General features: G+C 68.4%; 25 protein-coding genes. 19 read left to right on the top strand and 6 right to left on the bottom strand.

The genetic code is table 11. The features are described 5' to 3' along the window. Window positions 1-150: 150 nt before the first annotated feature. Entirely contained in the window at window positions 151-1,902 is a 1,752-nt protein-coding gene (locus QX204_RS22175; RefSeq protein WP_301901986.1) for an acyl-CoA dehydrogenase family protein, read from the top strand. Between the two features lie 51 nt (window positions 1,903-1,953). Here the strand turns inward: QX204_RS22175 and QX204_RS22170 are convergent, their stop codons facing one another. Further along, complete coding sequence (locus tag QX204_RS22170; RefSeq protein ID WP_301901984.1) at window positions 1,954-2,385, bottom strand: ferritin-like domain-containing protein; 432 nt, start codon at window positions 2,383-2,385, stop codon at window positions 1,954-1,956. Then, window positions 2,382-3,137, bottom strand: a complete 756-nt coding sequence (locus tag QX204_RS22165; protein WP_301901983.1) for a hypothetical protein — start codon at window positions 3,135-3,137, stop codon at window positions 2,382-2,384. The genes QX204_RS22170 and QX204_RS22165 overlap by 4 nt, the downstream gene beginning before the upstream one ends. Before the next feature lie 180 nt (window positions 3,138-3,317). Between QX204_RS22165 and rimP the strand changes: the two genes are divergently transcribed. The 7 genes from rimP to QX204_RS22130 all read left to right on the top strand — a co-directional run bounded on the left by rimP (window position 3,318) and on the right by QX204_RS22130 (window position 10,519). After that, window positions 3,318-3,938, top strand: coding sequence for a ribosome maturation factor RimP (rimP, locus tag QX204_RS22160; RefSeq protein ID WP_301901982.1), 621 nt, complete (start codon window positions 3,318-3,320; stop codon window positions 3,936-3,938). Beyond that, window positions 3,935-4,963: a transcription termination factor NusA gene (gene nusA / locus QX204_RS22155; RefSeq protein ID WP_056811539.1), complete on the top strand. Its 1,029-nt coding sequence runs from the start codon at window positions 3,935-3,937 to the stop codon at window positions 4,961-4,963. The genes rimP and nusA overlap by 4 nt, the downstream gene beginning before the upstream one ends. A gap of 69 nt (window positions 4,964-5,032) precedes the next feature. After that, window positions 5,033-5,344, top strand: coding sequence for a YlxR family protein (locus QX204_RS22150; RefSeq protein ID WP_082843990.1), 312 nt, complete (start codon window positions 5,033-5,035; stop codon window positions 5,342-5,344). A 108-nt stretch (window positions 5,345-5,452) separates the two neighbouring features. Further along, on the top strand, window positions 5,453-8,479 hold the full coding sequence (infB, locus tag QX204_RS22145) for a translation initiation factor IF-2 (RefSeq protein WP_301901979.1): 3,027 nt from the start codon (window positions 5,453-5,455) through the stop codon (window positions 8,477-8,479). A gap of 93 nt (window positions 8,480-8,572) precedes the next feature. After that, window positions 8,573-8,866, top strand: a complete 294-nt coding sequence (locus QX204_RS22140; RefSeq protein WP_301908071.1) for a DUF503 domain-containing protein — start codon at window positions 8,573-8,575, stop codon at window positions 8,864-8,866. 82 nt (window positions 8,867-8,948) lie between these two features. Then, window positions 8,949-9,395 (top strand): 30S ribosome-binding factor RbfA, encoded by a 447-nt coding sequence (rbfA, locus tag QX204_RS22135; RefSeq protein WP_301901978.1) that lies wholly within the window; start codon window positions 8,949-8,951, stop codon window positions 9,393-9,395. Window positions 9,396-9,514: 119 nt separating this feature from the next. Then, on the top strand, window positions 9,515-10,519 hold the full coding sequence (locus QX204_RS22130; protein WP_301901976.1) for a DHH family phosphoesterase: 1,005 nt from the start codon (window positions 9,515-9,517) through the stop codon (window positions 10,517-10,519). Here the strand turns inward: QX204_RS22130 and QX204_RS22125 are convergent. Next, complete coding sequence (locus QX204_RS22125) at window positions 10,516-11,682, bottom strand: MFS transporter (protein WP_301901974.1); 1,167 nt, start codon at window positions 11,680-11,682, stop codon at window positions 10,516-10,518. The genes QX204_RS22130 and QX204_RS22125 overlap by 4 nt on opposite strands. A 389-nt stretch (window positions 11,683-12,071) precedes the next feature. Between QX204_RS22125 and QX204_RS22120 the strand changes: the two genes are divergently transcribed. Continuing rightward, complete coding sequence (locus tag QX204_RS22120) at window positions 12,072-13,424, top strand: MATE family efflux transporter (protein WP_301901972.1); 1,353 nt, start codon at window positions 12,072-12,074, stop codon at window positions 13,422-13,424. Window position 13,425: 1 nt separating this feature from the next. Here the strand turns inward: QX204_RS22120 and QX204_RS22115 are convergent, their stop codons facing one another. Beyond that, window positions 13,426-13,734, bottom strand: a complete 309-nt coding sequence (locus QX204_RS22115) for a putative quinol monooxygenase (RefSeq protein ID WP_194824268.1) — start codon at window positions 13,732-13,734, stop codon at window positions 13,426-13,428. 90 nt (window positions 13,735-13,824) lie between these two features. Here QX204_RS22115 and QX204_RS22110 point away from each other — a divergent pair, with 90 nt between their 5' ends. The 4 genes from QX204_RS22110 to truB all read left to right on the top strand — a co-directional run bounded on the left by QX204_RS22110 (window position 13,825) and on the right by truB (window position 16,886). Beyond that, window positions 13,825-14,127, top strand: a complete 303-nt coding sequence (locus QX204_RS22110) for an ArsR/SmtB family transcription factor (RefSeq protein WP_301901969.1) — start codon at window positions 13,825-13,827, stop codon at window positions 14,125-14,127. 42 nt (window positions 14,128-14,169) lie between these two features. After that, window positions 14,170-15,126 carry a metallophosphoesterase family protein gene (locus tag QX204_RS22105; RefSeq protein WP_157125532.1) on the top strand — a complete coding sequence of 319 codons (957 nt, stop codon included), beginning with the start codon at window positions 14,170-14,172 and terminating at the stop codon, window positions 15,124-15,126. Between the two features lie 156 nt (window positions 15,127-15,282). After that, entirely contained in the window at window positions 15,283-15,954 is a 672-nt protein-coding gene (gene npt / locus QX204_RS22100) for a 4'-phosphopantetheinyl transferase Npt (protein WP_301901967.1), read from the top strand. Then, the gene (gene truB, locus QX204_RS22095) at window positions 15,954-16,886 is read left to right on the top strand and encodes a tRNA pseudouridine(55) synthase TruB (RefSeq protein ID WP_301901965.1); all 933 of its coding nucleotides are present in this window, start codon (window positions 15,954-15,956) and stop codon (window positions 16,884-16,886) included. Before npt ends, truB begins: the two co-directional genes overlap by 1 nt. 93 nt (window positions 16,887-16,979) lie before the next feature. On the opposite strand, the gene QX204_RS22090 is transcribed toward truB, so the two are convergent. Continuing rightward, window positions 16,980-18,470 (bottom strand): FAD/NAD(P)-binding protein, encoded by a 1,491-nt coding sequence (locus QX204_RS22090; RefSeq protein ID WP_301901963.1) that lies wholly within the window; start codon window positions 18,468-18,470, stop codon window positions 16,980-16,982. 159 nt (window positions 18,471-18,629) lie between these two features. On the opposite strand from QX204_RS22090, the gene QX204_RS22085 reads away from it, so the two are divergent. The 3 genes from QX204_RS22085 (at window position 18,630) to QX204_RS22075 (ending at window position 21,227) form a co-directional block, all read left to right on the top strand. Beyond that, a complete protein-coding gene (locus QX204_RS22085) occupies window positions 18,630-19,745 on the top strand; it encodes a helix-turn-helix domain-containing protein (RefSeq protein ID WP_301901962.1) in 1,116 nt (371 codons plus the stop codon). Between the two features lie 94 nt (window positions 19,746-19,839). Then, complete coding sequence (locus QX204_RS22080; RefSeq protein WP_301901961.1) at window positions 19,840-20,262, top strand: EF-hand domain-containing protein; 423 nt, start codon at window positions 19,840-19,842, stop codon at window positions 20,260-20,262. A gap of 116 nt (window positions 20,263-20,378) precedes the next feature. Continuing rightward, a complete protein-coding gene (locus tag QX204_RS22075) occupies window positions 20,379-21,227 on the top strand; it encodes a hypothetical protein (RefSeq protein ID WP_301901959.1) in 849 nt (282 codons plus the stop codon). Between the two features lie 27 nt (window positions 21,228-21,254). Here the strand turns inward: QX204_RS22075 and QX204_RS22070 are convergent, their stop codons facing one another. Beyond that, a complete protein-coding gene (locus QX204_RS22070; protein WP_228536395.1) occupies window positions 21,255-22,016 on the bottom strand; it encodes a metal-dependent transcriptional regulator in 762 nt (253 codons plus the stop codon). A 101-nt stretch (window positions 22,017-22,117) separates the two neighbouring features. Here QX204_RS22070 and QX204_RS22065 point away from each other — a divergent pair, with 101 nt between their 5' ends. From QX204_RS22065 to QX204_RS22055, 3 genes are all read left to right on the top strand, one after another. Beyond that, entirely contained in the window at window positions 22,118-23,086 is a 969-nt protein-coding gene (locus QX204_RS22065; RefSeq protein ID WP_301901955.1) for a bifunctional riboflavin kinase/FAD synthetase, read from the top strand. Between the two features lie 127 nt (window positions 23,087-23,213). After that, window positions 23,214-23,483 carry a 30S ribosomal protein S15 gene (rpsO, locus tag QX204_RS22060; RefSeq protein WP_056811493.1) on the top strand — a complete coding sequence of 90 codons (270 nt, stop codon included), beginning with the start codon at window positions 23,214-23,216 and terminating at the stop codon, window positions 23,481-23,483. A 412-nt stretch (window positions 23,484-23,895) separates the two neighbouring features. Next, on the top strand, window positions 23,896-26,172 hold the full coding sequence (locus QX204_RS22055) for a polyribonucleotide nucleotidyltransferase (RefSeq protein WP_301901954.1): 2,277 nt from the start codon (window positions 23,896-23,898) through the stop codon (window positions 26,170-26,172). Window positions 26,173-26,319: the final 147 nt, after the last annotated feature.

Here is a 26,319-nt window from a genome sequence, read left to right as displayed (position 1 = left end):
GACCTCTGGGTGAGTTCGGAAACCTGGTCCTTGTTCGATTGGGGGAAACAACAATGAGCCGAGCGAACTTACGGCTACGTAGGCGAAAGTGCAGGTGAGGGAGTCGCGGGGGCGGCGTGGCGCGTGGGTGGCGCTGCTAAGTTAACGGGCATGACGAGTTCGCCCAGCCTGCTGTTCAACCCGGCCACCTACGACCCGCAGCACTTCGACGCCGAGACGCGGCGGCTGCTGAAGGCCACTATCGAGTGGTTCGAGTCCAAGGGCAAGGCGCAGCTGCTGGTCGAGGATCGCGACGCGGTGTGGACCTCGGAGTTCCTCGAGTTCGTCGGCAAGGAGAAGCTGTTCGCGACCTTCCTGACCCCGGCCGCCTACGCCGACGGTGACCCGAACAAGCGCTGGGACGCGGCCCGCAACGCGGCGCTGGCGGAGATCTTCGGGTTCTACGGACTGGCGTACTGGTACGCCGAGCAGGTCACCATCCTCGGCCTCGGCCCGATCTGGCAGAGCGATAACGAGGTCGCCAAGCGCAAGGCCGCCGCCGATCTCGACGACGGTCAGGTGATGGCGTTCGCGCTGTCCGAGCGCGACCACGGCGCCGACATCTACAACACCGACCTGATCCTCACCCCGAGCGAGGCGGGCAGCGCCGACGCCGAGGCGGGCATCCTGTTCCGGGCGAGCGGCGAGAAGTACTACATCGGCAACGGCAACGTCGCCTCGATGGTGTCGGTGTTCTCGCGCCGCGCCGACATCGAGGGGCCGGCGGGCTACATCTGGTTCGCCGCCGACAGCCGCCACGACGACTACCACCTGATCGAGAGCGTCATCCACGGTCAGATGTATGTCAGCCACTTCCGGCTGGAGAACTACCCGGTGACCGCCGCCGACCTGCTGCACGAGGGCCCGGAGGCCTTCTCGGCCGCGCTCAACACCGTCAACGTCGGCAAGTTCAACCTCTGCCACGGCGGCATCGGCATGGTCGAGCACTCGTTCTTCGAGGCCATCACCCACGCCAACAACCGCATCCTCTACGGCAACCCCGTCACCGACTTCGCCCATGTGCGCGGCAATTTCGTCGACGCCTACGCGCGGTTGATCGCGATGAAGCTGTTCAGCGACCGTGCCGTGGACTACTTCCGCAGCGCCTCGCTCGAGGACCGCCGCTACCTGCTGTTCAACCCGATGACCAAGTCCAAGGTCACCTCCGAGGCCGAGGTCGCGATGACCCTGCTGCTGGATGTGCTGGCGGCCAAGGGATTCGAGAAGGCCACCTACTTCGCGCAGGCCTCGCGCTACATCAACCACCTGCCGCGCCTCGAGGGCACCGTGCACGTGAACGTGGGTCAGATCCTGAAGTTCATGCCGAACTACCTGCTCAACCCGAAGGAATACCCGGCGATCGGCACCGACCTCGCCCCGGGCGACCAGCCGTTCTTCTGGCAGCAGGGTCCGGCGCGCGGCGCGGGCAAGGTGCAGTTCGCCGACTGGACCCCCGCCTACGAGCAGGCATCCGCGGTCCCGAATGTCGGCCGGTTCTACGAGCAGGCCCAAGCACTGCGCAGCCTGCTGCTCACCGCGGCTCCCGACGCGGACCAGCAGAAGGACCTGGACTTCATGCTGACCATCGGCCACCTGTTCTCCACCGTGGTCTACGGGCAGCTGATTCTCGAGCAGGCCGAGCTCACCGGGCTCGACCGCGATGTGCTCGATCAGACCTTCGACTTCCAGATCCGCGACTTCAACACCCAGGCGGCGGCGCTGCTCGGCAAGCCGTCGGTCACCGAGGCCCAGCGTGCCTGGGCGATCGGGGCCCTGCGCAGCCCGGTCGCCGATGCCGAGCGTTTCGGTCGGGTGTGGCAGCAGGTCGAGGCCTACGACGGCGCGTACGCGATGCGCCCGTAGTCGGGTTCTCGGTTCCGGGTGGGTCGGCGATCCACCCGGAACCGACCTCGGCTACGCCCGGCCGGGGAAGGTGACGGTGACCGGGGTCGACCCCAGAATCACCTGCCAGCGAGCGCGGCGAACGGCGGCTTCGGTGAGCGCCTCCGTGGCGGTGGCGCGCACCGATGCGTCGGTCGCGTTTTCGACGACCGCGTACCACGCTGCCGCGCAATCGGATTCGACGCTCACCGCCAGATGTGCGGCCGGAATCGGATTGTCGACCGGGGCGGGCGGGGTATAGGCGGCGCCGGGGGCGTTCGGTGCCGTGCCGTCGGCTTCGAGTAGCTCGATCGTGGCGTCGCGGCGGGCCCGATGCGCGGCGCTGAACTCGGCGACCATGCGGGACCGATCGGCGTTGGCGTACGCGGCGATCAGGCCGTAGGAGTACACCGCGGCGTGCTCGGCGTCGAGCGCGTTCTGCAAGGTCTTTCGCTGTTCGGTCATGTCAGCAGGACTCCTGCCTGGGTGGCGCAGGCCGCACTGATCGACGCGAGAAGTCCGGCGCGATAACCGGATTCGGTGCGGGCCAGGGTGGCGGCGGACTGTTGGGAGCGGAGCAGCTGATCACGCAACTGTGCGACGGTGGTCGGCTGCGCGGCCGCGGTCTGGACCTCCGAAGCGGGTACGGGGGAGCCGTCGGGGCCGGGCACGGTCAGTACGCCCGTGCGGCGCACCGGGGTGGTGCCGTCGCCGTAAACGCCGAGCACTCGATCGATTTCGGTGCGTAGCGCGTCGGCGTGCGCGGTGCGCTCGGTGGCGATCGTGCTCAGGGCGGCGTTCGACTGCGGCGCCAGCGCGATCGCGGCCGTCGCGGCCGCGGCGTCGGCTCTGGCCATGACCTCTTGCGCGGCAAGAGGATCCGGCGCGTACACGGTATCGTCCTCGGCACAGGCGGCCAGCACGGCCACCGCGGGAATGCCGATCGCGCTCGCGCCGGCCAGGCGGAACAGTGTGCGGCGGCGCCAGGTGGAGCGGGTGTCGCCGCGCGCGGGTGTGGAAGGTGAAAGCTGCTGCGCCGGTGTGGGATGCGGCACTGCGACGGGTGGGTGCGACGAGGTCGCGCCGGTGGGAGCCGGGGTGGGCCCGGCGGGGCGCGTGGTGGCGGGCTCGACCCGCGACCGCGGGGACTCGTGCCGGTCGGAGCGCATGCCGGAAGGTCGCCCGGCTCTCGGCGGGACGGTATGGCGGTGGGGCACGAACACCATCGTGCCAGATGACACACCTCGGGCACGCCGAGCCGGACCGGTGCGTGGCGCCCAGCGCCTGGTCCTTTACACTCTCTGAGCGCGTTACGCTAGACCTTCGGCGTAGATATTTCCGATCGCGTCACAACTGAACCAGGAGCCGCCCATATGCCGATGCCCACCGAGGAAAGGGTGAGCCAGCTAGTCGCTGAGCTCGTCGCACGCCGGGGTTTCGACCTCGAGGGCGTCGCGATCGTGGCTGCGGGCAACGGCGAGTTGGCTCCGGTTCGGGTGAAGGTCACCGTCGACAGCGACGGCCCCGCGAACCTGGACGCCATCGCCGCGATCAGCCGCGAGATGTCCGAACTTCTCGATGCCGCAGGCGATTTCGGCGACTCGGCCTACCTGCTCGAAGTGACCACGCCCGGCGTGGAGCGCCCGCTCACCACCGAACGGCACTGGCGGCGCGCACAGGGCCGCAAGGTCCGCGTGAAGCTGGCCGACGGTGTCGAGCGGATCGAGGGCAAGGCCCGTTTCGACGCGCGCGTCGGCCGACTCGCCGACGAAACCGCGACCGGCGGCGCCACCATCGCACTCGTCATCGGCGGCAAGACGAAGCCGCATCGCGTTCATGTCCCCGTCGCCGATATCGCCGAGGCTGTCGTCCAGGTCGAATTCAACGCACCGGGCGCCGCCGAACTCGAACTCGCCGGCGGCATCGCGCCGGGCCGCCCGGTCCCGGGCGAAGAGCCCGCCGACCTAGCCGCGCCAGGACAACACCTTGACACTCCCACCGAAGGGGTTGCGGAATGAATATTGAAATCGAAGCCTTGCGGGCGATCGTCGCCGACAAAGGCATCTCGATCGAGACCGTGATCTCGGCGATCGAGTCGGCGCTGCTCACCGCTTACCGGCATACCGACGGCCACGAGGCCAACGCGCGCATCGACATCAACCAGAAGACCGGTGTGGTGCGGGTGATGGCGCGTGAACTCGACGCCGACGGCAACCTCGTCTCCGAATGGGACGACACCCCGGAGGGGTTCGGCCGCATCGCCGCGACCACCGCCCGCCAGGTGGTGCTGCAGCGGCTGCGTGACGCCGAGAACGAGAAGTCCTTCGGAGATTTCGCCACCCACGAGGGCGAGATCGTCGGCGGTGTGGTCCAGCGCGACGCCAGGGCCAACGCCCGCGGCATCGTGGTGGTCCGCATCGGCAGCGAGGCCAACGGCGCCGAGGGGCTGATCCCGCCCGCCGAACAGGTGCCGGGGGAGACCTACGAGCACGGCGACCGCATCAAGTGCTACGTCTACGGCGTCTCGCGTGGTCCGCGTGGACCGCAGATCCAGCTCTCGCGCACCCACCCGAATCTGGTGCGGCGGCTGTTCTCGCTCGAGGTGCCCGAGATCGCCGACGGTTCCGTCGAGATCGTCGCGGTGGCCCGCGAGTCGGGACACCGTTCCAAGATCGCCGTGCAGTCCACCGTGCCCGGCGTGAACGCCAAGGGCGCGTGCATCGGTCCGATGGGCCAGCGCGTGCGCAACGTGATGAGCGAACTGGCGGGCGAGAAGATCGATATCATCGACTACGCAGAGGATCCGGCGACCTTCGTCGGCAATGCGTTGTCCCCGTCGAAGGTGGTATCGGTCACGGTCGTCGATCCCGACGCCAGGGCGGCACGCGTGATCGTGCCCGACTTCCAGCTCTCGCTGGCGATCGGCAAGGAGGGCCAGAACGCCCGCCTGGCTGCCCGTCTGACGGGTTGGCGCATCGATATCCGCAGCGATGCGGCTCCGGAACCGGACGACTCCGTCCGGCCGGAAGCGCACCGTAGTTGAACGAGGCACGTCGAATCCCTGCCTGCGGATGACATGTTGGTAACTTCCGAAGGGGAGGGGTTCGTCGTTATGACCGGGTCACCGGTAGAGTGGGTACAGGACCGGCCCGCGCAATCCGTTCGCACCTGTATCGGATGCCGTCAGCGCGAGCCGTCTGCCGACCTGTTGCGGATCGTGGCGCAGCATCGGAACACCGATGTCGCGATTGTTCCCGATCCGCGGCGCAGACTTCCCGGACGGGGTGCCTGGCTGCACCCCGTTTCAGTTTGTTTGCGTTCCGCAGAGCGGCGCCGAGCATTCGGCAGAGCCCTACGAGTGTCCGGAAATCTGGATATCTCAGCCCTGGAGCAGTACCTCGAGAACAGGCACGAGCACTCATGAGCACACCGTGAAGCACCAACGATGAACGTCCGTCGGAGATAACCCGAGGTCGTGCGGGCCCGCCTTACCTAGGCGGCGTCACTGCTCGGCCTCTCAGTGAGGAGAGCAGTGGCAGGCAAGGCCCGCGTGCACGAGTTGGCTAAAGAGCTCGGTGTCACAAGCAAGGAACTACTCGCGAAGCTCAAGGAGCAAGGCGAGTTCGTGAAGTCGGCGTCCTCGACGGTGGAAGCACCCGTCGCACGTCGTCTGCGTGAATCTCTCGCATCGAAGTCCGCTCCGGCGGCCGATGCCAAGTCGGCGGCCCGTCCGGGCCCGTCGTCGGCAGCAGCAGCCCGTCCGGCTGCCAAGCCCACCCCCGGTGGCCCTCGCCCCGGTCCGCGTCCGGCCCCGGCCGCTCCCGCCCCGGCAGCTGCTGCTGCCGCGCCGGTCGCGCCGAAGCCGGAACCGGTCGCTCCGGTCGAGGCCAAGCCCGCTACTCCGGCACCCGCGAGCCCCGCTCCGGCCGCCGCGCAGCAGGCTCCGGCCGCCAAGCCCGCGGGCGCCCCCGCGCCCGGCCCGCGTCCGGCTCCCGCCGCGCCGCGTCCGGCACAGGCTCCCGCCGCGGGTCAGACCCGTCCGGGTCAGGCCACTCCCGGTGCGGCCGCACCGGGTCCGCGTCCGGCAGGTCCGGGCCCGAAGCCGGGGCCGAAGGCTCCGCGCGTCGGCAACAATCCGTTCAGCTCGGCGCCCGATCGTGAGCGTCCGGCACCGCGTCCCGCCCCGCAGGGTGGCCCGCGTCCGACTCCGGGTCAGGGCGGCCCCCGTCCGGCTCCGGGTCAGGGTGGCCCGCGTCCGGCTCCCGGTCAGGGCGGTCCCCGCCCCGGTCAGGGTGGCGGCCAGGGTCAGCGTCCGGCCGCCGCGCAGGGCGGCGCCCCGCGTCCCGGTGGTCCCCGTCCCAACCCGGGTTCGATGCCTCCGCGTCCGAACCCCGGTGCCATGCCCGCACGCTCCGCACGTCCCGGCCCCGCGGCCGGTGGCCGTCCGGGTCGTCCCGGTGGCGCTCCCGGCGGTGGCGGCGCAGGCCGTCCCGGTGGTGGCGGCGGCGGTGGCGGCGGTTACCGCGGCGGCGGTGGCGGTGCCCCGGGTGCTCCGGGTGCGGGCGCTCCCGCGGCCGGTGGTTTCCGTGGTCGTCCCGGTGGCGGCGGCGGTCGTCCCGGTGGTCCCGGTGGCCGTGGTGGCGCCGCGGGTGCCTTCGGTCGTCCCGGTGGCGCGGTTCGCCGTGGCCGTAAGTCGAAGCGGGCGAAGCGCGCCGAGTACGAGAACATGCAGGCTCCCGCCGTCGGCGGCGTGCGTCTGCCCCGTGGCAACGGCGAGATCATCCGTCTCGCCCGTGGCGCCTCGCTGTCGGACTTCGCCGAGAAGATCGACGCGAACCCCGCTGCTCTCGTGCAGGCACTGTTCAACCTCGGCGAGATGGTCACCGCGACCCAGTCGGTGAACGACGAGACCCTCGAGCTGCTCGGCGGCGAGATGAACTACGTCGTCCACGTGGTCAGCCCCGAGGACGAAGATCGCGAACTGCTGCAGTCGTTCGACCTCACCTACGGCGAAGACGCCGGCGGCGAGGACGACCTCGAGCACCGTCCGCCGGTCGTGACCGTCATGGGTCACGTCGACCACGGCAAGACCCGACTGCTCGACACGATCCGTAAGGCCAATGTCGCCGAGGGCGAGGCCGGTGGCATCACCCAGCACATCGGTGCCTACCAGGTGCTCACCAACCTCAACGAGGAAGAGCGCCTGATCACCTTCATCGACACCCCGGGTCACGAGGCGTTCACCGCCATGCGTGCTCGTGGTGCGAAGGCTACCGATATCGCGATCCTCGTGGTCGCGGCCGACGACGGCGTCATGCCGCAGACGGTGGAGGCGATCAACCACGCTCAGGCCGCGGATGTGCCGATCGTCGTCGCGATCAACAAGATCGACAAAGAGGGTGCGAACCCGGACAAGATCAAGCAGCAGCTCACCGAGTACGGCCTGGTCACCGAGGAGTACGGCGGCGACACCATGTTCGTCAACATCTCGGCCAAGCAGGGCACCAACATCGATCAGCTGCTCGAAGCCGTGCTGCTGACCGCGGATGCCTCGCTCGACCTGCGGGCCAACCCGGACATGGACGCCCAGGGTGTCGCCATCGAGGCGCACCTCGACCGCGGCCGTGGCCCCGTGGCCACCGTGCTCATCCAGCGCGGCACGCTGCACGTCGGTGACTCGATCGTGGCGGGCGACGCCTACGGTCGCGTCCGTCGCATGGTCGACGAGCACGGCGAGGACGTCCACGCGGCGACCCCGTCGCGCCCGGTGCAGGTCATCGGTTTCACCTCGGTGCCCGGTGCAGGCGACAACCTGATCGTGGTCGAGGAAGACCGCATCGCTCGTCAGATCGCCGATCGCCGCAATGCGCGCAAGCGCAACGCGCTGGCCGCTCGCAGCCGCAAGCGGATCAGCCTGGAAGATCTGGATGCCGCGCTGAAGGAGACTTCGGAGCTCAACCTGATCCTCAAGGGCGACAACTCCGGTACCGTCGAGGCCCTCGAAGAGGCCCTGCTCGGTATCGAGATCGACGACGAGGTGCGTCTGCGCGTCATCGACCGCGGTGTCGGTGGCGTCACCGAGACCAACGTCAACCTGGCGTCGGCCTCCAACGCGATCATCATCGGCTTCAACGTCCGCGCGGAGGGCAAGGCCACTGAGCTGGCCAACCGCGAAGGCGTCGACATCCGGTACTACTCGGTCATCTACCAGGCGATCGACGAGATCGAGAAGGCCCTCAAGGGCATGCTCAAGCCGATCTACGAAGAGGTCGAGCTGGGCCGCGCCGAGATCCGCGCGATCTTCCGATCGTCGAAGATCGGCAACATCGCCGGTTGCATGGTCACCTCCGGCTCGGTCAAGCGCAACGCCAAGGCGCGCCTGATCCGTGACGGTCGAGTGGTCGCGGAGACGATGACCATCTCCTCGCTCAAGCGGGAGAAGGACGACGCTCCTGAGGTTCGCGAAGGTTTCGAGTGCGGTATGACCGTCACCTACAGCGACATCAAGGACGGCGACATCATCGAGGCTTACGAGCTTCGTGAAAAGCCGCGCGACTGATCAACGCAATACCGTTCGACCCACGCCGCATCCGATTCTTCGGGTGCGGCGTGGGGTCTTGCGGGAACCCCATCTACCAGGAGGTGAGCACCGCTGTTCATCGGTGCGCTCGAATTCGATCTACTGCTCGGTGACGTGCATTCGCTCAAGGAGAAGCGGTCGGTGATCCGGCCGATCCTCGCCGAGCTACAGAAGCGCTTCGGCGTGAATGCCGCCGAAGCCGGAGATCAAGACCTGCACCGCCGGGCTCTGCTCGGGGTGGCCATGGTCAGTGCGGAAACGGGACACCTGACCGAGGTGCTCGACAAGTGTGAGCGGCACGTTGCCGCGCGTCCGGAGATAGAGTTGCTGGCAGTACGCCGCCGCATCTTCGGACCCGAAGACTAGGCTGCGGCACGGGTGTCACTGGTCCGCCAGGCGCAAGCCTGCGTAGGGCCCCACCCGCGCCGCCGAAGAGAGGAGCTCAGCCATGGTTGATCAAGCCAGGGCACGCCGGCTCGCCAAGCGGATTTCCGCGATTGTGGCCACCGCGATCGAATACGAGATCAAAGATCCGCGGCTGCGGTTCGTCACCGTCACCGACGCCAAGGTGACCGGCGATCTGCGCGAGGCGAATATCTATTACACGGTGATGGGTGAGACCATCGACGCCGAACCCGACTACGCCGAAGCCGCCGCCGGGCTCGACGCGGCCAGGGGCGTTCTGCGGTCCAAGGTGGGCGCCGGAACCGGAGTGAAGTTCACTCCGATCCTGTCCTTCACGCTGGACAAGGTGCCCGAGGTGGCCCGTGAGATGGAAGAGCTGCTCGCCCGGGCTCGCGCCATCGACGACGAGGTGGCCAAGGTCGCCGCCAACGCCAAGCACGCGGGTGACGCCGACCCGTACAAGGTCGATCGCGACGACGAAGACGAGTAGGCAGGCATGTCCGGTCGTCGCCCGTGGGCGGTAGCTCGAGTGACCACGCAGGGCGTCGCGTCCTGCCCGGTGGGTACCGCCCTGTCCGGCCGGGGACCGGTGGCCTGCGTGGACGCCGGATGACCAGCGTCCGCGACGGGACCGAACTGGGCGCGGCCGTCGCCGCATTGGCGGCGGCGCGCTCGGTGACCATCCTGTGCCATGTGCAGCCCGATGCCGACACCGTCGGGAGCGGGCTCGCGCTGGCGATGGCGCTGCACCGGCGCGATATACCGGTGTGCGTGTCCTTCGCCGAGCCCGCTGAGCTGCCCGCCTCGCTGCGTACCCTGCCCGGGGTGCAGTTGGTCGTGCCACCGGCGCAGGTGCCGTGTGAGGTCGACCTGTTGATCGTCGTCGACTGTGGCGCGCGCAGTCGTCTCGGTGCGCTGGCCGACCGATTACCCGGCGCGACAATGACATTGGTGATCGATCACCATCGCGCCAACGACGGCTTCGGCACCGTCGACCTGATCGACGAATCCGCGGCCTCGACCACCGAACTGGTGACCCGGCTGCTCGACGCCTGGGGCGTGGAGATCGACGCCGATATCGCGCACTGTCTGTTCGCGGGCCTGGTCACCGACACCGGCTCGTTCCGCTGGGCTCGTTCCGGTAGCCATGCCATGGCCGAGCGGCTGCTCGCCACCGGCATCGACGGCACCGAGATCACCCGCGTCCTGCTCGACACCCACCCCTACGCCTGGCTCCCGATGCTGTCGAAGGTGCTGTCGACGGCTGTGGTCGTGCCGTCCGCCGCCGGTGTCGGCCTGGTCTACACGCTGGTCCGCGCCGCCGATACCCACGACGTCGGCCCCGAAGAGGTCGAGAGCGTCATCGATGTCATCCGTACCACCGCCGAAGCGGGCATCGCCGCGGTGTTCAAGGAGGCCCGCGGTCACAACGACCGCTGGACCGTGTCGCTGCGCTCCCGCGACTCCGCCCCCGGCCGCACCGACGGCGTCGACGTCGCCGCGGTCGCCGGAGTTTTCGGCGGTGGCGGGCACCGCTTCGCCGCCGGCTACACCACCTACGGCAACGCCGAAGACGTTGTGCGCGCGCTGATCGCCGCGTTGGGCCGACCCTAGGTCGCGGCGACCGTCTCGTCGCGGCGGAGGCGCAGGGTCAGGGGGACGCCGAGGATCGTCGCGGTGGCGCAGAGGGTGAAAGCCAGGGTCGGTTGGTCTACTAGGAGGCCGGTCAGGCCTGCTACGACGAGGCCGCCGAGGTTGCCGGTCATCCAGATGAGGCCTGCGGCAGTGCCTTCCGCGGCGCCGGTGTGGCGTTCGGCCATGGCCAACACGATCGGGAGCGCGGGCAGCAATGTCAGCCCGATGAGGACGAACGCCAGGAAACCTGTCGCCAGGCCGGGGGCTATGGCCACGAGCAGGCAGGCGGCGGCGCTGGCGGTGAGGCCGACCATCACGGCGGGTAGTTCGACGCCGCGGCGCAGGACCGCGACCGGGATCACCGCGCAGCCGACGACACCGGCGAGCACATTCACCAGCAGGACGATGCTGGCCGCGTCGGCGCTCACGCCGGACGGCTCCAGCAGTGCCTGGCCATAGGTCGCCAGCGCCACGAAGGTGCCGAAGGGGAAGAACACGGCGACGCAGAGTCGGCGCACATAGCGGTCGCCGAGGGTGGCTCGCAGGGTGCTGAGCGAGGTCGAGGTGCTCGCCGCGGGTCCGGTGCCCGCGCGCAGCAACTCGACGGTCAGCGCGATCGCGGCCAGGGCGGCGAAGATCGTGCCGATGGCGGTGAGGGTGATGAGCTGGCTTTCCGCGGGCAGCGCCGCGCCGAGGACGAACGCCGCCGCCATACCGGCGAAGGTGCTCGCGGTGCCGACCGCGATGCCGGTCGGTCGGTCCTTCTCCTCGAGATAGTGCCCGGCGATTCCGGTGATGGCATTGAGCACCAGCGGTTGGGCGATCGCGACGACGGTCTGACCGATGAGCACGATCGCGAAGCCGCCGTCGAGCAGGCGCAGCGCGGCACCGATCGCGGTGAGTGCCGCTCCGGCGATCAAACTGGGCCGGAACCAGCGATCCAGCGCGATTCCGGCGGGAACGGCCAGGACGACGTAGAGCAGCGGGAACATATTGGCCAGCCACCCGACCGCGGACTCGGACACCCCGAAGTACTCGGCGGCCACGGTCGTCACCGGCGCGTAGGTGAGCCACACCAGCTGTGTTGCCGCACCGACCAGAGCGAATGCGGTGATCACCCGCCATCGCTGCACAAACACCATCGTCGATCCTGAGTTGTTCGGGCGAACCGGACGTCCGCGGTGTGCCATCGTCCGCCGAGCTGGGCGGACGACCAGTATTGCCGCTCATTCTGCCCGGCGTCCACACTTCAGACCTGCGATTTCTTGTCGATCGAGTGGGTACATTCGCAGTTCCGGTCGTGGGATGGCCGACATGATCTGTGGTTCGAGTGGTGGCACCCGTTCTGGGGCGGGTGTGAACACGCTTGTCGCGGAGCGCTCACGCGCGGTGGTCGAGCGATCGTCGCTGTGCGATGCGTGCGACGGTCGGTGTTGTCGGTCGCGTGTGCCACCATCGGCAGGTTGCCGGCGCCTTCGCGCCGAATAGTCGGTGGTTGACGTGGGAGGTCGGTGTGGGGTCCGCTGAGCCGATGGAGGAAGCCGTGTCCGGCGGCGAGGTCGACCGGGCGGGGCCACGGCGCATTCTCGGCATCGCCGTGCCCACGTTGGGAGTGTTGGTCGCCGAGCCGCTGTATCTGCTCTTCGATCTTGCGGTGGTCGGCAGGCTGGGGGCGCTGGCACTGGCCGGGCTGGCCGTCGGCGCGGTGATCCTCGGATCGGTGAGTACCCAGCTCACGTTCCTGTCCTACGGAACGACAGCGCGCGCGGCCCGTCGACACGGCGCGGGCGACCGGCTCGGCGCGGTCGAGGAAGGGGTGCAGGCCAGTTGGGTGGGGCTGGCGGTGGGGGTGGTGATCGTCGCGGTGATCCAATTGTTCGCGGTACCACTGTGTTCGGTGCTCGCCGGCGGCGGGGAGATCGCCGACGAGGCGCTGATCTGGGTGCGGATCGCGTTGTTCGGCGTGCCGCTGATCCTGCTGTCGATGGCGGGCAACGGGTGGATGCGTGGCGTACAGGACGTGCGACGGCCGCTGACCTATGTGGTGCTGGGACTGGCGCTCTCGGCTGTGCTGTGTCCGGTCCTGGTATACGGACTGCTCGGTGCGCCGCGGATGGAACTGGCCGGTTCCGCGGTGGCGAACCTCGTCGGTCAAACGGTCTCCGGCGTCCTGTTCGCCTATGCCCTGCTGCGCGAACGTGTGTCGCTGCGCCCACAACTCGCGGTGATGCGCGCCCAACTCGTGCTCGGCCGCGACCTCATCGTGCGCAGCCTGTCGTTCCAGATCTGCTTCGTCTCCGCCGCCGCGGTGGCCGCCCGTTTCGGCGCCGCGTCCGTCGCCGCCCACCAGTTGGTCCTGCAACTCTGGAATTTCCTGGCCCTGACCCTGGATTCACTGGCCATCGCGGCCCAGACCCTGGTCGGCGCGGCCCTCGGTGCGGGAAACGCGCACGGCGCCAAGGGCATCGCCCGCCGGGTCACGGTCTGGTCCGAGATCTTCGCCCTGCTCCTGGCCGCCGTTTTCGCCGCGGGCGCGACCGCGATCCCCCTGCTGTTCACCGACGACCCCCAGGTTCTCGACCGCGCCCACGTGATCTGGTGGTTCTTCGTCGCCATGATTCCGGTCGCCGGTGCGGTGTTCGCCCTCGACGGCGTCCTGCTCGGCGCGGGCGACGCCGCGTTCCTGCGCACCGCGACTCTCGTCGCCGCGCTGACCGGCTTCTTGCCCTTGATCTGGCTGTCGCTGATCTTCGACTGGGGTGTCGCGGGAATCTGGTCGGGCCTGGTCGCCTTCATGCTGCTGCGGTTGGTCGCGGTCCTCGCCCGAGCGAAGTCGGGCCGCTGGGCCAGGGTGGGCGCCGACATACCGCGCGGGGCGGCCTGACTCAGCGCGGGTAGGGGCTGAGCATGTCGATCCAGCGGATGTCCAGATCGCGGGTCAGGTAGTCCAGGCGGGAGTTCCAGAAGTCCTGCATGTGGGGCAGGGCCAGATGCCGGTCGAGGTCGGCCTTGCTGCGCCAGACCTCGTAGAAGACGAAGACCGACGGGTCGTCGCTGTCGACGTGGAAGTGGTATTCGAGGCAGCCCGGTTCGGCACGGGTCGGTTCGACGAACGAGAGCAAGAGTTCGCGCAGGTCGTCGCGGCGTTCGGGTTTCGGGTGGGCGAACCCCACCAGGGCGTACGTGCCCGCCATGATGCTCCTTAGGTACGATGTTCTCCGTACCTGAGAACGGTAGGCGGCGGTTAGGTATGACGCAAGTCGTACCTAGGTGGAGGTGGATGGGTGGACGAGAAGCTCGAGCTCGGAGCGGTACTCGGCGCGCTGGCCGATCCGCTGCGGCGTCGCGTGATCACCCTGCTCGCGCTGGATCCCGCCGATGGGGACCGCAGCTGCTCGTCGTTCGACTTGCCGGTGACGAAGGCGACCCGCACCCACCACTTCCGGGTGCTGCGCGAGGCGGGGCTGGTCCGGCAGGTGAATTACGGCAATCGCAGCACCGTCGTCCTGCGGCGAGCCGATCTCGACGCGCGGTTTCCCGGGCTGCTCGAGCTGCTCGTCGCCGAGGCCGCCGACGCGCAGGAGTGAACCCGCCGGTGCCGTCGGCCCGGAGTGTGCCACTGTGGACAGGTGATTCCGAAGTTGATGGCGGTCAGCGATGTGCACGTGGGGCATCAGGGCAATAAGCCTGTGGTGGAGCAGATCGTTCCCGATTCGCCCGAGGACTGGCTGATCGTCGCCGGTGACGTGGGGGAGAAGGCCGAGGAGGTGCGGTGGGCGCTGGAGTTGTTGCGCGGCCGCTTCGCCAAGGTGATCTGGGTGCCGGGCAACCACGAGCTGTGGACCACGCCGAAGGACCCGGTGCAGATGCACGGCGCCGCCCGCTACGACTACCTCGTCGCGATGTGTCGTGACCTCGATGTGGTCACCCCGGAGGACCCGTTCCCGGTGTGGACGGGCTCGGGTGCCGAGAAGTACGGCGGCCGGGTCACCCTGGCGCCGATGTTCCTGCTCTACGACTACTCGTGGCGCCCGGCGGGCACCAACACCAAGGCGGAGGGATTGGCGCTGGCGCGCGAACGCAACGTCGTCGCCACCGACGAGTTCCTGCTGACCCCCGACCCGTACCTCACCCGCGATGCCTGGTGCCACGCTCGGGTCCAGTACACCCAGCGCCGCCTCGATGCGCTGCCCGCGGAAACCCCGCTGGTGATGATCAACCACTTCCCCCTGGTCCGCCAGCCCACCGACATCCTTTTCTACCCGGAGTTCTCGCTGTGGTGCGGCACCGACCTGACCGCCGACTGGCACACCAGCTACAACGTGGTTTGCTCGGTCTACGGCCATCTCCACATCCCCCGCACCACCTACTACGACGGCGTCCGCTTCGAAGAGGTCTCCCTCGGGTACCCGCGCGAATGGAAACGGCGAGGCATGCCGGAACCGCTGCTGCGCCAGATCCTGCCCGAACCGGTCTACGCCGACGGTGACCTGAACTCCTGGGGCGGCCACTTCAAGGTCACCCCGGAGATGGAAGCCGCAGCCGCCGAGATGCGCGAAAAGGCCGAGCGCAGGCGAGGCATCTGATCAGCGAATTTGCAAGAAGACGAGCCGCCTGATTTCGTAAGGACATCGGTAACTCACCGGGCACGAGCAAACCCGCCCACTCCCGGTACCGCCAGACGCAACGCTGCCCGACCAGCGCCTAGATCTGGCTCGAATACGCGGAGAGGCGGAACAGCAGTGCTGGAGAGGATTTTGCCGAGGAGTGTGGCTTCGGCGGAGCTGCTGGTGTTTCCGGAGGACTTGAAGGCGCATCCCGCCGAAGAGCACCTCATCGCCAAATCCGTGGAGAAGCGCCGCCGGGATTTCATCGGCGCCCGGCACTGTGCTCGCCTGGCCCTCGAACAGCTCGGTGAGCAGCCTGTCGCGATCGGCAAGGGTGAACGTGGCATGCCGCTGTTCCCGCGCGGCATCGTCGGCAGTCTCACCCATTGCGACGGTTATCGGGCCGCGGCGACGGCGCATTCGCTGCGTTTCCGTTCGGTCGGCATCGATGCCGAACCGCACGACACCCTGCCCGACGGCGTGCTCGATTCGGTCAGTATCCCCGCCGAACGCGAGTGGCTGTCGGACACGCCGGGCGAGGGCCTGCACCTGGATCGGCTGCTGTTCTGCGCCAAAGAGGCCACCTACAAGGCGTGGTTCCCGCTGACGCTGCGCTGGCTCGGTTTCGAGGACGCGCATATCACCTTCGAGATCGACTCCCGCACAGACGATGCGGGCTCGGGTACCTTCCACACGAAGCTGCTCGTGCCCGGGTTGACGAACGACGGCGGCGCCGCGCTGACCGAGTTCGACGGCAACTGGCTGATCGCCGACGGGCTGATCCTGACCGCGATCGCGCACGGCTGATGGCAGCACGGGTGTCGCGGGTGGGCGAGCTCGGCGGTCTCGTGATCGTCGACAAGGACAGCGGGCTCACCAGCCACGATGTCGTGGCGCGCAGCCGGAAACTGTTGCAGACCAAGAAGGTCGGCCACGCGGGCACCCTCGACCCGATGGCCACCGGCGTGCTGGTGCTCGGGGTGGAGCGGGCGACGAAACTGCTGGGCCAACTGCTGCTCACCACCAAGGCCTACACCGCGACGATCCGGCTCGGCCAGGCCACGAACACCGACGACGCCGAGGGCGAGATCACCGAGACCACTCCGGCGCTGCACGTCACCGACGAGGCGATCGCGGCCGGTGTCGCGGCGCTGACCGGTGACATCGAGCAGGTTCCCGCCACGGTGAGCGCCATCAAGGTCGACGGTGAACGTGCCTACGCGCGCGTGCGCGCGGGCGAAGAGGTGCAACTGGCCGCCCGCCCGGTCACGGTGTCGCGCTTCGACATCCTGGCCCGGCGCGACGTCGCCGACGGTGAATTCGTGGATCTCGATGTCGCGGTCGAATGCACCTCCGGCACCTATATCCGCGCCCTGGCCCGTGACCTCGGCGCGGCCCTCGGTGTGGGCGGTCACCTGACGGCCTTGCGGCGCACCAGAGTCGGTCCCTTCACTCTCGAACACGCCCGCACCCTCGAACAACTCGCGATCGCCGCCGAAGCCGAGCAGCCGCTGCTCAGCCTCGACATCGATGCCGCCGTCCGGACCGCCTTCCCGCTCCGTGACATCGACGAATCGCAGGCCACCGACCTGCGCACCGGCCGCTGGCTCGAACCTGTCGGCATCAAGGGCGTCTACGCCGCTGTCGACCCACGGGGCCGGGCCATCGCGCTCCTGGAGGAGAGCGGTAAACGCGCGGGCTCGGTGATGGTTGTGCGCCCCAGGGGAATCGGCGACTGACGAACGGTTGTCGGTCGATGCTTCGACGGGCGATGCGCACTGACAGGGCACCGGCGAGATCGGCGTTCTGCCGAAACCAGCCCGTCGGCAGAATCAGCTGCCCACGGTAGTAGGCAGTGTCTTTCGTCGGAATGTGGGTAGACCGGATTCCTTCGTGAGGTGTTCGGCCAGCAGTGCCGCTTCGGCGGCGAGGCCGGGCGGGTTGGTGGCGATGAACATCGAATCCGCCGCCAGGTTGCCGAGGACATGCCAGGTGCCGGCGTGCAGCGCACGGGTCCGTGGATCTGCCCGGAGACCGCCCGTTGGCGCGAGTTCAGCGGTGCCGCTGCCGAGCAGGCGCGCTATCAGTGACTCGGCGTCCTGTGGGGTGACATAGGCGGGTGGGTTCACGGCGTTGATCACGATGTCGGCCGTCCAGTGGAACTCGTCGGTCACCGTGAACCCGGTGCTGTCCGCCGCGATCGCCGTGAGTCCGGTTCGCAGTCGGACCTGACCCGAATCCAGCAGGCGCAGCAGGATTTCCGCGTTGTGCGGCACCATCGGCGAGCTGAGGCTGCTGATGGTGCGGTGATGATCGGTACGCAGCATCCTCCGGTCGGCGTCGGTCAGGGCAGGCCACAGGATCGGGCCCATCGTGCGAATCGCCATCGTGAGCAGGCGCCGACCCAGCAGGGCGGAGTCGACATCGGCGAGCTGACGGCGCAGGCGGAGCACCGGGTCCTCGGAACCGGTCGCGCGGATCTCGGCGGCGAACTCGTCGAAATCCTGACCCAGGTCGGACAATTCGGCACGCAGCAGCGCGACTACCTCGGTGAACTCGACCGGTCCGCTCGCGGCCAGGTCCAGTGCGGCGGCCGGGGTGAGGTGGCGCGGCGCCAACGGTCGTGGACGTTGCTGGACGAACGGCAGGATCCCGCTGCGCGAGAGCAGCGTGATCGGACCTCGATGGCCGTTCTCGGTCAACGCCGCCGTGATGTCGACGGCGGTCAGGCCGCTGCCGATCACGGCGACGTGCGCCTCGGGATCGACCTCGGTGAGCGTGCGCGCCAGCGGATACGGCTCATCGAGGTAGCCGGGAGAGCCGGTCAGTCCGTACTGGTCGCGGGGACGGCCGCTGCCGACGCAGAGCACCATGCGGTCCACCGGATACAACACGCCGCCCTCGGTGCGCAGCGCCATCGGCTCTTCCCGCGCGATGTCGGTGACCCGGTCGTTCACCACGCTGACCTGCCATCCGTCACACCGCAACCGGTCGATCGACATCCGCGCCGAGTGTTCCAGGTACTCGCCGTACATCGCGCGTGGCACGATCGGCTGCCCCAACCCGGGGTCGAGGAAGCGCACCGCCTCCGGTCGCTGTGCGAGCCAGTCCTGGAAATGCCCACGATCGCTCGCCCGCGCGGACATCAACGCGGGCGGGGCGTTCACGCGCACCGCGGGCACATCGCGCTGATAGGCCCGCCCACGCCACAGCGCCGCGGACCCTTCGAACACGGTGATCGTGCCCGGTGTCGCATCCGCCCTGGCGAGCGCGTCGAGCAACCCGACCGTGGCCACTCCCGCACCGATGATCCCGATTCGCATATCGACTCCTGTCGTCGGAGGGCGTTGCCGCGCACTCTCATTCGATGGCGGGTACGACGTCGTGCCCGCTCCGTGCTCAGCGTGGTCGTGCCGGAGCCGCTGCGAAATCCCGCGTTTGCGGGATGGTCGGCGAGCGCTGAGAGCGACGACAATGGGCACATGACCGCCCCGGCCTCGCCGTCCCTGTCCGCCCTGCTCGACGGGATCGCCGCGGCACCGGATGCGCACGAGCTGTTCGAGCGGACGTCCACCCGATTGCGCCGAACTGTGGGGTTCGATGCCGCGGTGTGGGTGGCCACCGATCCGGTGAACGGGCTGACCACCGCGCCGGTGCGAGTGGAGAACCTGCAGGAAGGCGGCTGCGGAACCTACTGGGAGTCGGAGATCTTCGCGGAGCATGTCAACCTGTTCCGTGATCTGGCGGTGGCGCAGGTACCGGTGGCCGGTTTGCGCGCCGTCACGGGCGATCGGCCGACGTTGAGCCCGCTGTATCGCAGTTTCATGCGACCCCGTGGATTCGGCGACGAATTGCGGGCTGTGCTGCGCGTGGACGGCCGGAGCTGGGGGCAGGTGAGCTTGTTCCGGGATCGTGGCAGGCAGGCCTTCGCCGCCGCCGATATCTCGGTGCTGCAGGCGTTGTCGGCCCCGATGGCACGGCGTCTGCGCGGCTTCGCGCGACCGGCGACCGCGGGCTCGGACGGCGTCCACGCGCCCGGCCTGCTGCTGTTCGGCGCCGACGGCGCCCTGCTCTCGGCGAACGACGAAGCCCGTGCGCTGCTCGCGCAGATGCCGCCAGGCCCGGCCACGACCACCGACTCCGGCCTCGAATTACCGTTGCCCGTCTGGATTCTCAGCACGGCGGGTCGTGCGCGTCTCACCGGCGACAGCGCCCGCATCCGTATTCGCACGCTGGCCGGCCGGTGGCTCGTCTGCCACGCCTCGCGTCTGCGTGATGCGCACGGTGACCCGACTACGACAGCGCTGGTGATCGAACACGCGACCCCGTCGGAGGTGGCCGCACTCGTGGCCGCGGCCTACGAACTGACCCGCCGTGAGCTCGAAGTCACCGAACTCGTCGCGGCGGGACTGTCCACCGCCGCCATCGCCCGGCACCTGCTGGTGTCGGCCCACACGGTGCGTGACCACGTGAAGTCCGTCTTCGACAAGACCGGCGTCACCAGCCGCGGTGAACTCGTCGCGGTCCTGTTCACCGAATACCGGCAACCGGCGGCCGGATCGGTCACCCTGCGCGTGCTCGACGGCCGGGCGAGCTGAGGGTCGCCCACTCGTCGTGCGCCGCAACCGCTCCCAGGAATCCGTAGAGTGGCGTGACCGGCCGGTGGTGGCCGCGGAAGAGGGATTCGTGAGAATGAGTGCAGAGTCGGTCGACACGTTCACGCTGTGGGATCGCGACGGTGACGGGCTGGTGTCGGTGGATGACATCGTCAACGGAATCCGCTCCGCGGGAATCGAAGTCGATCGGGAGGCCATCGAGCGGATGGTCGCCGCCGCGGACACCAACGGCGATTTCCTCGTCTCCCGTGCCGAATTCGACGCCGCCGTCGTCGCGGGGCGCATCGAGGTCACCGACGCCGACGCGGCGTTCCGGGTCTTCGACATCAACGGCGACGGCCGGATCTCGGTCACCGAGCTGGAATCGCTGATCCGCCACGTCGGCGCGGGCCACATCGACGAGCCGGCCGCCGACCTGCTCGCGGCCGCCGACCAGGACGGCGACGGATACCTCTCGCTCGCCGAATTCCGCGTGCTCCTGGATTTCCTGTCGCGGTGACAGTGCCGGACCGTTCCGGTGGCTTCGGCTGTCAGTGGCACTGGACGTGTCGCTAACGTCGCGTCCGATTCCGGCGATAGCGAAGATGAATAGCTTTCGCGTCGGAGGGGCAGACCATGACTGCGATCGGGAAGACCTGGATCGGTGTCCTCGCCGGTGTGACGGTGTTGCTCTCGGCGTGTGGGGGCGGTGATCCGCAGGCGCCGGGATCGAGCTCTGCGCGCTCGACGACCACGGTCACCTCGTCGATACCGATCGCCACTCCCAGTGCCGCTCCCGCCGTGATTCCCGGTGGGCCCGCGCCCGCGCCCACGACGAGAGCGGGCGCCCCATCGAAATCTGTGGGTGCGCCCACCGCTCCGGCGATGACCGCCACGCCGCCCGCGGCCGCGACGGGCACCGTCGTCCTGCGCACCGTGACCCTGTCCGGGGCCCCTGTTCCCGGTGTGCCGGTGCACCTTTCGCTACAACAGCCGTGTGATCCGTCGAACAACGACATCCCCCTCGGCGAGACGGCGGAAACAGTGCGCCGCGACGGTGTCACCGACGAACAAGGTCGGGCGGCGTTCGTCACCGAAATCGGTTGCTACTACTTCGGGATGACCGCGCCGTCGGGAACGAACCCGGTCCCCGAGGGCATGCACACGTTGTTCCTGGTCGCTCCGGGCGGCACGGCCACCGGCGAACTGCGCTTCCAGGACGCCGCGCCCGAACCCGCCTCCGCCTGCGCCGAATCCACCATCGAAGCCGAACTCGGCGTCGATCCGGGACCTGTCGCCACCATCCCCGACTGCGACGGTCGGTGGGGTGTCATCCGGTGGGACACCCCCGGTGACAACCAGCGTCTCATCACCCGCACGTCGGGAACCTGGACCACCTATGTCAGGTTCCCGCACGACACCTGCTGGACCACCGCCGCGGCCGACGGCGTCCCGGCTCGCCTGCGCACCTACTTCAACTGCTGATCCGGTGCGCCTCGATCGCCGGACGGATCAGGCGGTGAGCCAGATCGCTTCGGCGGCAAGGGTTCCCAGCTCGGTGGGATTCTCGGACGAAGCGATGTGCACGGCGATGGTGCCGGCGAAATCGCGGCGCTCGGCGACTGCGATGGTGGTGTCGAGGGCGATGCCGACCGAGTCGAAATAGCGCAGCATGGCGGGGTCGGAATCGGAGATGCGAGCCACCCGGCCGGATTCGCCCGCGGCGAAGTCGCTGAGTTGACGGGCGGGGGGAGTGGGGACGGCGCCGTCGGTGGAGGGGATGGGGTCGCCGTGGGGGTCGCGGTCGGGGTGGCCGAGTTTCGCGTCGATGCGGGACATGAGCAGGTCCGAGACGGCGTGTTCGAGAACTTCGGCCTCGTCGTGCACCTCGTCCCAGCCGTAGCCGAGTTCGTTCACCAGGAAGGTCTCGATCAGCCGGTGCCGGCGCACCATCGCGACCGCGGCGCGACGGCCGTGCTCGGTCAGGGTGATCGCGCCGTAGCGGGCGTGTTCGACCAGGCCCTGATCGGTGAGCTTGCGCACCGCCTCCGACACCGTCGAGGCCGACACGCCGATTCGTTCGGCCAGCAGCTTGGTCGACACCTTCTCCTGCGACCACTCCTGGGCGGTCCAGATGACCTTCAAATAGTCCTGTGCCACCGCCGAGAGGTCGGGCGCGATCGTGGCGGCGAGTTCGGCCTGCTCGGCGGGCTGCGTCAGCGCGCTGCGGGTCGCGACATCTCGTTTAGCTGGCACATCACCAATGTTAGGCATCCCTGCCCCGAATAACACATCGGCGAACCGGCACGCCGCGGATCGGTGATCCGGTCACACCGGAATTCTGTTCGGCCACCGCTTTGCGTAGGCTTCGCTCTGTGCAGAGATGGCGAAGTCTCGACGACGTGCCCGCGGACTGGGGGCGTTGCGTTCTCACGATCGGCGTGTTCGACGGGGTACATCGGGGGCACGCGCAGCTGATCAGTCGCGCGGTCGCCGCGGCGGGCAAGCGTGGTGTTCCCTCGGTTCTGATGACCTTCGATCCGCACCCGATGGAAGTGGTGCGACCCGGTTCGCATCCCGCACAGCTGACCACGCTGACCCGCCGCGCGGAGTTGGCCTCCGAGCTCGGGATCGATGTGTTCTGCGTGATGCCGTTCACCCAGGACTTCATGAAACTCACCCCGTCCGAGTACGTGCACGATCTGCTGGTCGAACGGTTGCACGTCACCGAGGTCGTGGTCGGCGACAACTTCACCTTCGGCAAGAAGGCCGCGGGCACCGTCGACACGATGCGCGAACTCGGTGAGCGGTTCGGTTTCGAGGTCGACGGGGTGACCCTGCTCGGCGAACACGCCGTCACGTTCTCCTCCACCTATATCCGTGCCTGTGTCGACGCGGGCGATATGGGCGCGGCGGCCGAGGCGCTCGGACGCCCGCATCGCGTCGAGGGCGTCGTCGTGCACGGCGACGGTCGTGGCCGTGGTCTCGGGTTCCCGACCGCCAATGTCGCCCCGCCGATGCACGCCGCGATCCCCGCCGACGGGGTGTACGCGGGCTGGTTCACCGTGCTCGGGTCGGGCCCGTCCATCGGTGGCGCCTCACCCGGCGAACGCGCGATGGCCGCCATCTCGGTCGGCACCAACCCCACCTTCTCCGGCCGCGCGCGCACCGTCGAAGCGTTCGTCCTCGACGGTGAGGCCGACCTCTACGGCCAGCACGTCGGTGTCGATTTCGTCGAACAACTGCGCGGGATGCGCAAATTCGACTCCATCGACGATCTGGTCGAGGCCATGGGCCGCGATGTCGAGGAAGCCCGCAAAGTCCTCACCGCCGCCGAAGCCTGAGCCCGATTTACCCTCGCCACCACGTGTCGAGTAAAGTGGCTCCTCGGGTTTGCTGCGGTCCGCGGTGGCGCCCATCCCGGGTAACCGGACCTTCGAGCGCGGAACTGAAAAATAGGAGTCGAGCCACATGGCGCTGACCACTGAGCAGAAGTCGGCAATTCTCGCCGAATACGGCCTGCACCCCACCGACACCGGCTCGCCGGAGGCGCAGATCGCGCTGCTGTCGAAGCGGATCTCGGACCTGACCGAGCACCTGAAGCAGCACAAGCACGATCACCACACCCGTCACGGCCTGCTGGCCCTGATCGGTCGTCGTCGTCGCCTGTCGAAGTACCTGCAGGCCAACGACATCAACCGCTACCGCTCGCTCATCGAGCGCTTGGGTCTGCGTCGCTGATCTGAATCGGACACGCCTCCTCATCGAGGCGGTCGACACCTGGCCAACGGGAAGAAGTACACTTCTTCTCGTTGGCTATTCGTGTGTTCGGGGACCATCGGGTTCCCGACTGCATTACAACATGTGACAGCCGTGTGCATCCGTCCGCGTGGCGTCGGTCTTCGGTAGTGGCCTTTCGGCAGGCGTCTTTCTCGCCGCCGTCGGGCTTCGATCGATGATCGCCTCCGCGTCGCCCCTTCTTGAATGTTTCAGCCGAGGGGATAAGGCCGGGTGCTGCGCGTGGCAGCCAGGAGGGTTTCCACGTGTCCGTGTCCGGTACGGCTGACGACAGCTGGGTTCGCGCCCACCATGGGAAAACTACGCATGGAAACGGCAGCGCGACCAGCGAGACGAGAGGTCGAGAGAAGAAAATATGACGCAGACAACTGAACGTACTTCGACTGCGGTCGAGGTCGAGCCCGGTGTTTTCGAGTCGGTCGCGCTGATCGACAACGGCAGCTTCGGCACCCGCACCATCCGCTTCGAAACCGGCCGTCTGGCCAAGCAGGCCGCCGGCTCCGTCGCCGCCTACCTGGACGACGAGACCATGCTGCTGTCGGCGACCACCGCGGGCAAGTACCCCAAGGACCAGTTCGACTTCTTCCCGCTGACGGTCGACGTCGAAGAGCGCATGTACGCCGCGGGTCGCATCCCCGGCTCGTTCTTCCGTCGCGAGGGCCGCCCCTCCACCGACGCGATCCTGACCTGCCGCCTGATCGACCGGCCGCTGCGCCCGACCTTCATCGACGGTCTGCGCAACGAGATCCAGGTCGTCGTCACCGTGCTCAGCCTGGACCCGGCCGACCTCTACGACGTGGTGGCCATCAACGCCGCCTCGGCGTCGACTCAGCTCTCGGGCATCCCGTTCTCCGGCCCGATCGGTGGCGTTCGCGTCGCCCTCATCGGTGACCAGTGGGTCGCGTTCCCGACCGTCGAGCAGCTCGAAGGCGCCGTGTTCGACATGGTCGTCGCGGGCCGCGTCACCGACACCGGCGACGTCGCCATCATGATGGTCGAGGCCGAGGCCACCGACAAGGTCATCGCGCTGATCGAAGACGGTGCGCAGGCGCCGACCGAGGCCGTGGTGGCCCAGGGTCTGGAAGCCGCCAAGCCGTTCATCGCGCGCCTGGTCCGCGCCCAGGCCGACCTGGCCGCGCTGGCCGCCAAGCCGACCCAGGAGTTCCCGCTCTTCCCGCCGTACGGCCCCGATGTGTTCGAGGCTGTCGAGGGCACCTCGAAGGTCGAGCTGAACCAGGCGCTGAGCATCGCCGACAAGCAGGCCCGCGAGGCCCGCATCGACGAGATCAAGGCCGAGGTTCTCTCGCGTCTGGGTGAGGACTTCACCGGTCGCGAGAAGGAGCTGGGTGCCGCGTTCCGCTCGGTCACCAAGAAGCTGGTGCGTCAGCGCATCCTCACCGATGGTTTCCGCATCGACGGCCGCGGCCTGGCCGACATCCGTCAGCTCTCCGCCGAGGTCGACGTGATCCCGCGCGCCCACGGTTCGGCGCTGTTCGAGCGCGGCGAGACCCAGATCATGGGTGTCACCACGCTGGACATGGTGAAGATGGCCCAGCAGGTCGACTCGCTCGGCCCGGAGACCTCCAAGCGCTACATGCACCACTACAACTTCCCGCCGTTCTCCACCGGCGAGACCGGTCGCGTCGGTTCGCCGAAGCGTCGCGAGATCGGCCACGGCGCGCTCGCCGAGCGTGCGCTGATGCCGGTGCTGCCCTCGCAGGAGGAGTTCCCCTACGCCATCCGTCAGGTCTCGGAGGCGCTGAGCTCCAACGGCTCCACCTCGATGGGCTCGGTCTGTGCCTCGACCCTGTCGCTGCTCAACGCCGGTGTGCCGCTGAAGGCGCCGGTCGCGGGTATCGCCATGGGCCTGGTCTCCGACACCATCACCAACGACAAGGGTGAGGACGAGGTCCGCTACGTCGCGCTCACCGACATCCTCGGCGCCGAGGATGCCTTCGGCGACATGGACTTCAAGGTTGCCGGTACCCGTGACTTCGTCACCGCCCTGCAGCTCGACACCAAGCTCGACGGCATCCCCTCGCAGGTGCTGGCCGGGGCGCTGAACCAGGCGCACGACGCCCGCACCACCATCCTGGACGTGATGGCCGAGGCGATCACCGACCCCGACGAGATGAGCCCCTACGCCCCGCGCGTGACCGCCATCAAGATCCCGGTCGACAAGATCGGCGAGGTCATCGGGCCCAAGGGCAAGATGATCAACCAGATCACCGAGGAAACCGGCGCCAACATCTCCATCGAAGATGACGGCACCGTGTTCGTCGGTGCGACCGATGGGCCGTCGGCCCAGGCCGCGATCGACATGATCAACGCCATCGCCAACCCGCAGCTGCCCAAGGTCGGCGAGCGCTTCCTGGGCACGGTCGTCAAGACCACCGCCTTCGGTGCGTTCGTGTCGCTCCTGCCGGGCCGCGACGGTCTGGTGCACATCTCCAAGCTGGGCAACGGCAAGCGCGTGGCCAAGGTCGAAGACGTGGTCAACGTCGGCGACAAGCTGCGCGTGGAGATCGCCGATATCGACAACCGCGGCAAGATCTCGCTCGTCCCGGTCGAGGACGAGGCCGCCGCGGCCGCCGAGCCGGCCGCTGTCGAGGAGACCGTCGACGCCGAGTAAGCGTCGCGACGTCTGACCGAAACCCCCGCCGTGGTACGGCGGGGGTTTTGTCGTTTCCGGGCGCCGCATCGCGCTCGTGATCTGGATCACGAAGATGCAACGGTGATGCAACGTTGTCTCGCCTAGTGTGTCCGGACACAGTAAGAA

Origin of the sequence: Nocardia sp. PE-7, assembly GCF_030486425.1 — a bacterium.
GTDB classification, from domain to species: Bacteria; Actinomycetota; Actinomycetes; order Mycobacteriales; family Mycobacteriaceae; genus Nocardia; species Nocardia salmonicida_A.
The sequence above is the reverse complement of the archived record's forward strand: the minus strand, read 5'-3'. Positions and strand labels throughout refer to the sequence as shown.

Bases quoted from the DNA above. Each gene is read 5' to 3' on its own strand.
- QX204_RS22120 (WP_301901972.1), top strand. From the start codon at position 12,072: ATGGAGGAAGCCGTGTCCGGCGGCGAGGTCGACCGGGCGGGGCCACGG.
- nusA (WP_056811539.1), top strand. From the start codon at position 3,935: ATGAATATTGAAATCGAAGCCTTGCGGGCGATCGTCGCCGACAAAGGC.
- QX204_RS22080 (WP_301901961.1), top strand. From the start codon at position 19,840: ATGAGTGCAGAGTCGGTCGACACGTTCACGCTGTGGGATCGCGACGGT.
- QX204_RS22170 (WP_301901984.1), bottom strand. From the start codon at position 2,385: ATGACCGAACAGCGAAAGACCTTGCAGAACGCGCTCGACGCCGAGCAC.
- QX204_RS22125 (WP_301901974.1), bottom strand. From the start codon at position 11,682: ATGGTGTTTGTGCAGCGATGGCGGGTGATCACCGCATTCGCTCTGGTC.
- QX204_RS22055 (WP_301901954.1), top strand. From the start codon at position 23,896: ATGACGCAGACAACTGAACGTACTTCGACTGCGGTCGAGGTCGAGCCC.
- rbfA (WP_301901978.1), top strand. From the start codon at position 8,949: ATGGTTGATCAAGCCAGGGCACGCCGGCTCGCCAAGCGGATTTCCGCG.
- QX204_RS22130 (WP_301901976.1), top strand. From the start codon at position 9,515: ATGACCAGCGTCCGCGACGGGACCGAACTGGGCGCGGCCGTCGCCGCA.
- QX204_RS22150 (WP_082843990.1), top strand. From the start codon at position 5,033: ATGACCGGGTCACCGGTAGAGTGGGTACAGGACCGGCCCGCGCAATCC.
- QX204_RS22090 (WP_301901963.1), bottom strand. From the start codon at position 18,470: ATGCGAATCGGGATCATCGGTGCGGGAGTGGCCACGGTCGGGTTGCTC.
- QX204_RS22085 (WP_301901962.1), top strand. From the start codon at position 18,630: ATGACCGCCCCGGCCTCGCCGTCCCTGTCCGCCCTGCTCGACGGGATC.
- QX204_RS22075 (WP_301901959.1), top strand. From the start codon at position 20,379: ATGACTGCGATCGGGAAGACCTGGATCGGTGTCCTCGCCGGTGTGACG.
- truB (WP_301901965.1), top strand. From the start codon at position 15,954: ATGGCAGCACGGGTGTCGCGGGTGGGCGAGCTCGGCGGTCTCGTGATC.
- QX204_RS22070 (WP_228536395.1), bottom strand. From the start codon at position 22,016: ATGCCTAACATTGGTGATGTGCCAGCTAAACGAGATGTCGCGACCCGC.
- QX204_RS22115 (WP_194824268.1), bottom strand. From the start codon at position 13,734: ATGGCGGGCACGTACGCCCTGGTGGGGTTCGCCCACCCGAAACCCGAA.
- rpsO (WP_056811493.1), top strand. From the start codon at position 23,214: ATGGCGCTGACCACTGAGCAGAAGTCGGCAATTCTCGCCGAATACGGC.
- QX204_RS22175 (WP_301901986.1), top strand. From the start codon at position 151: ATGACGAGTTCGCCCAGCCTGCTGTTCAACCCGGCCACCTACGACCCG.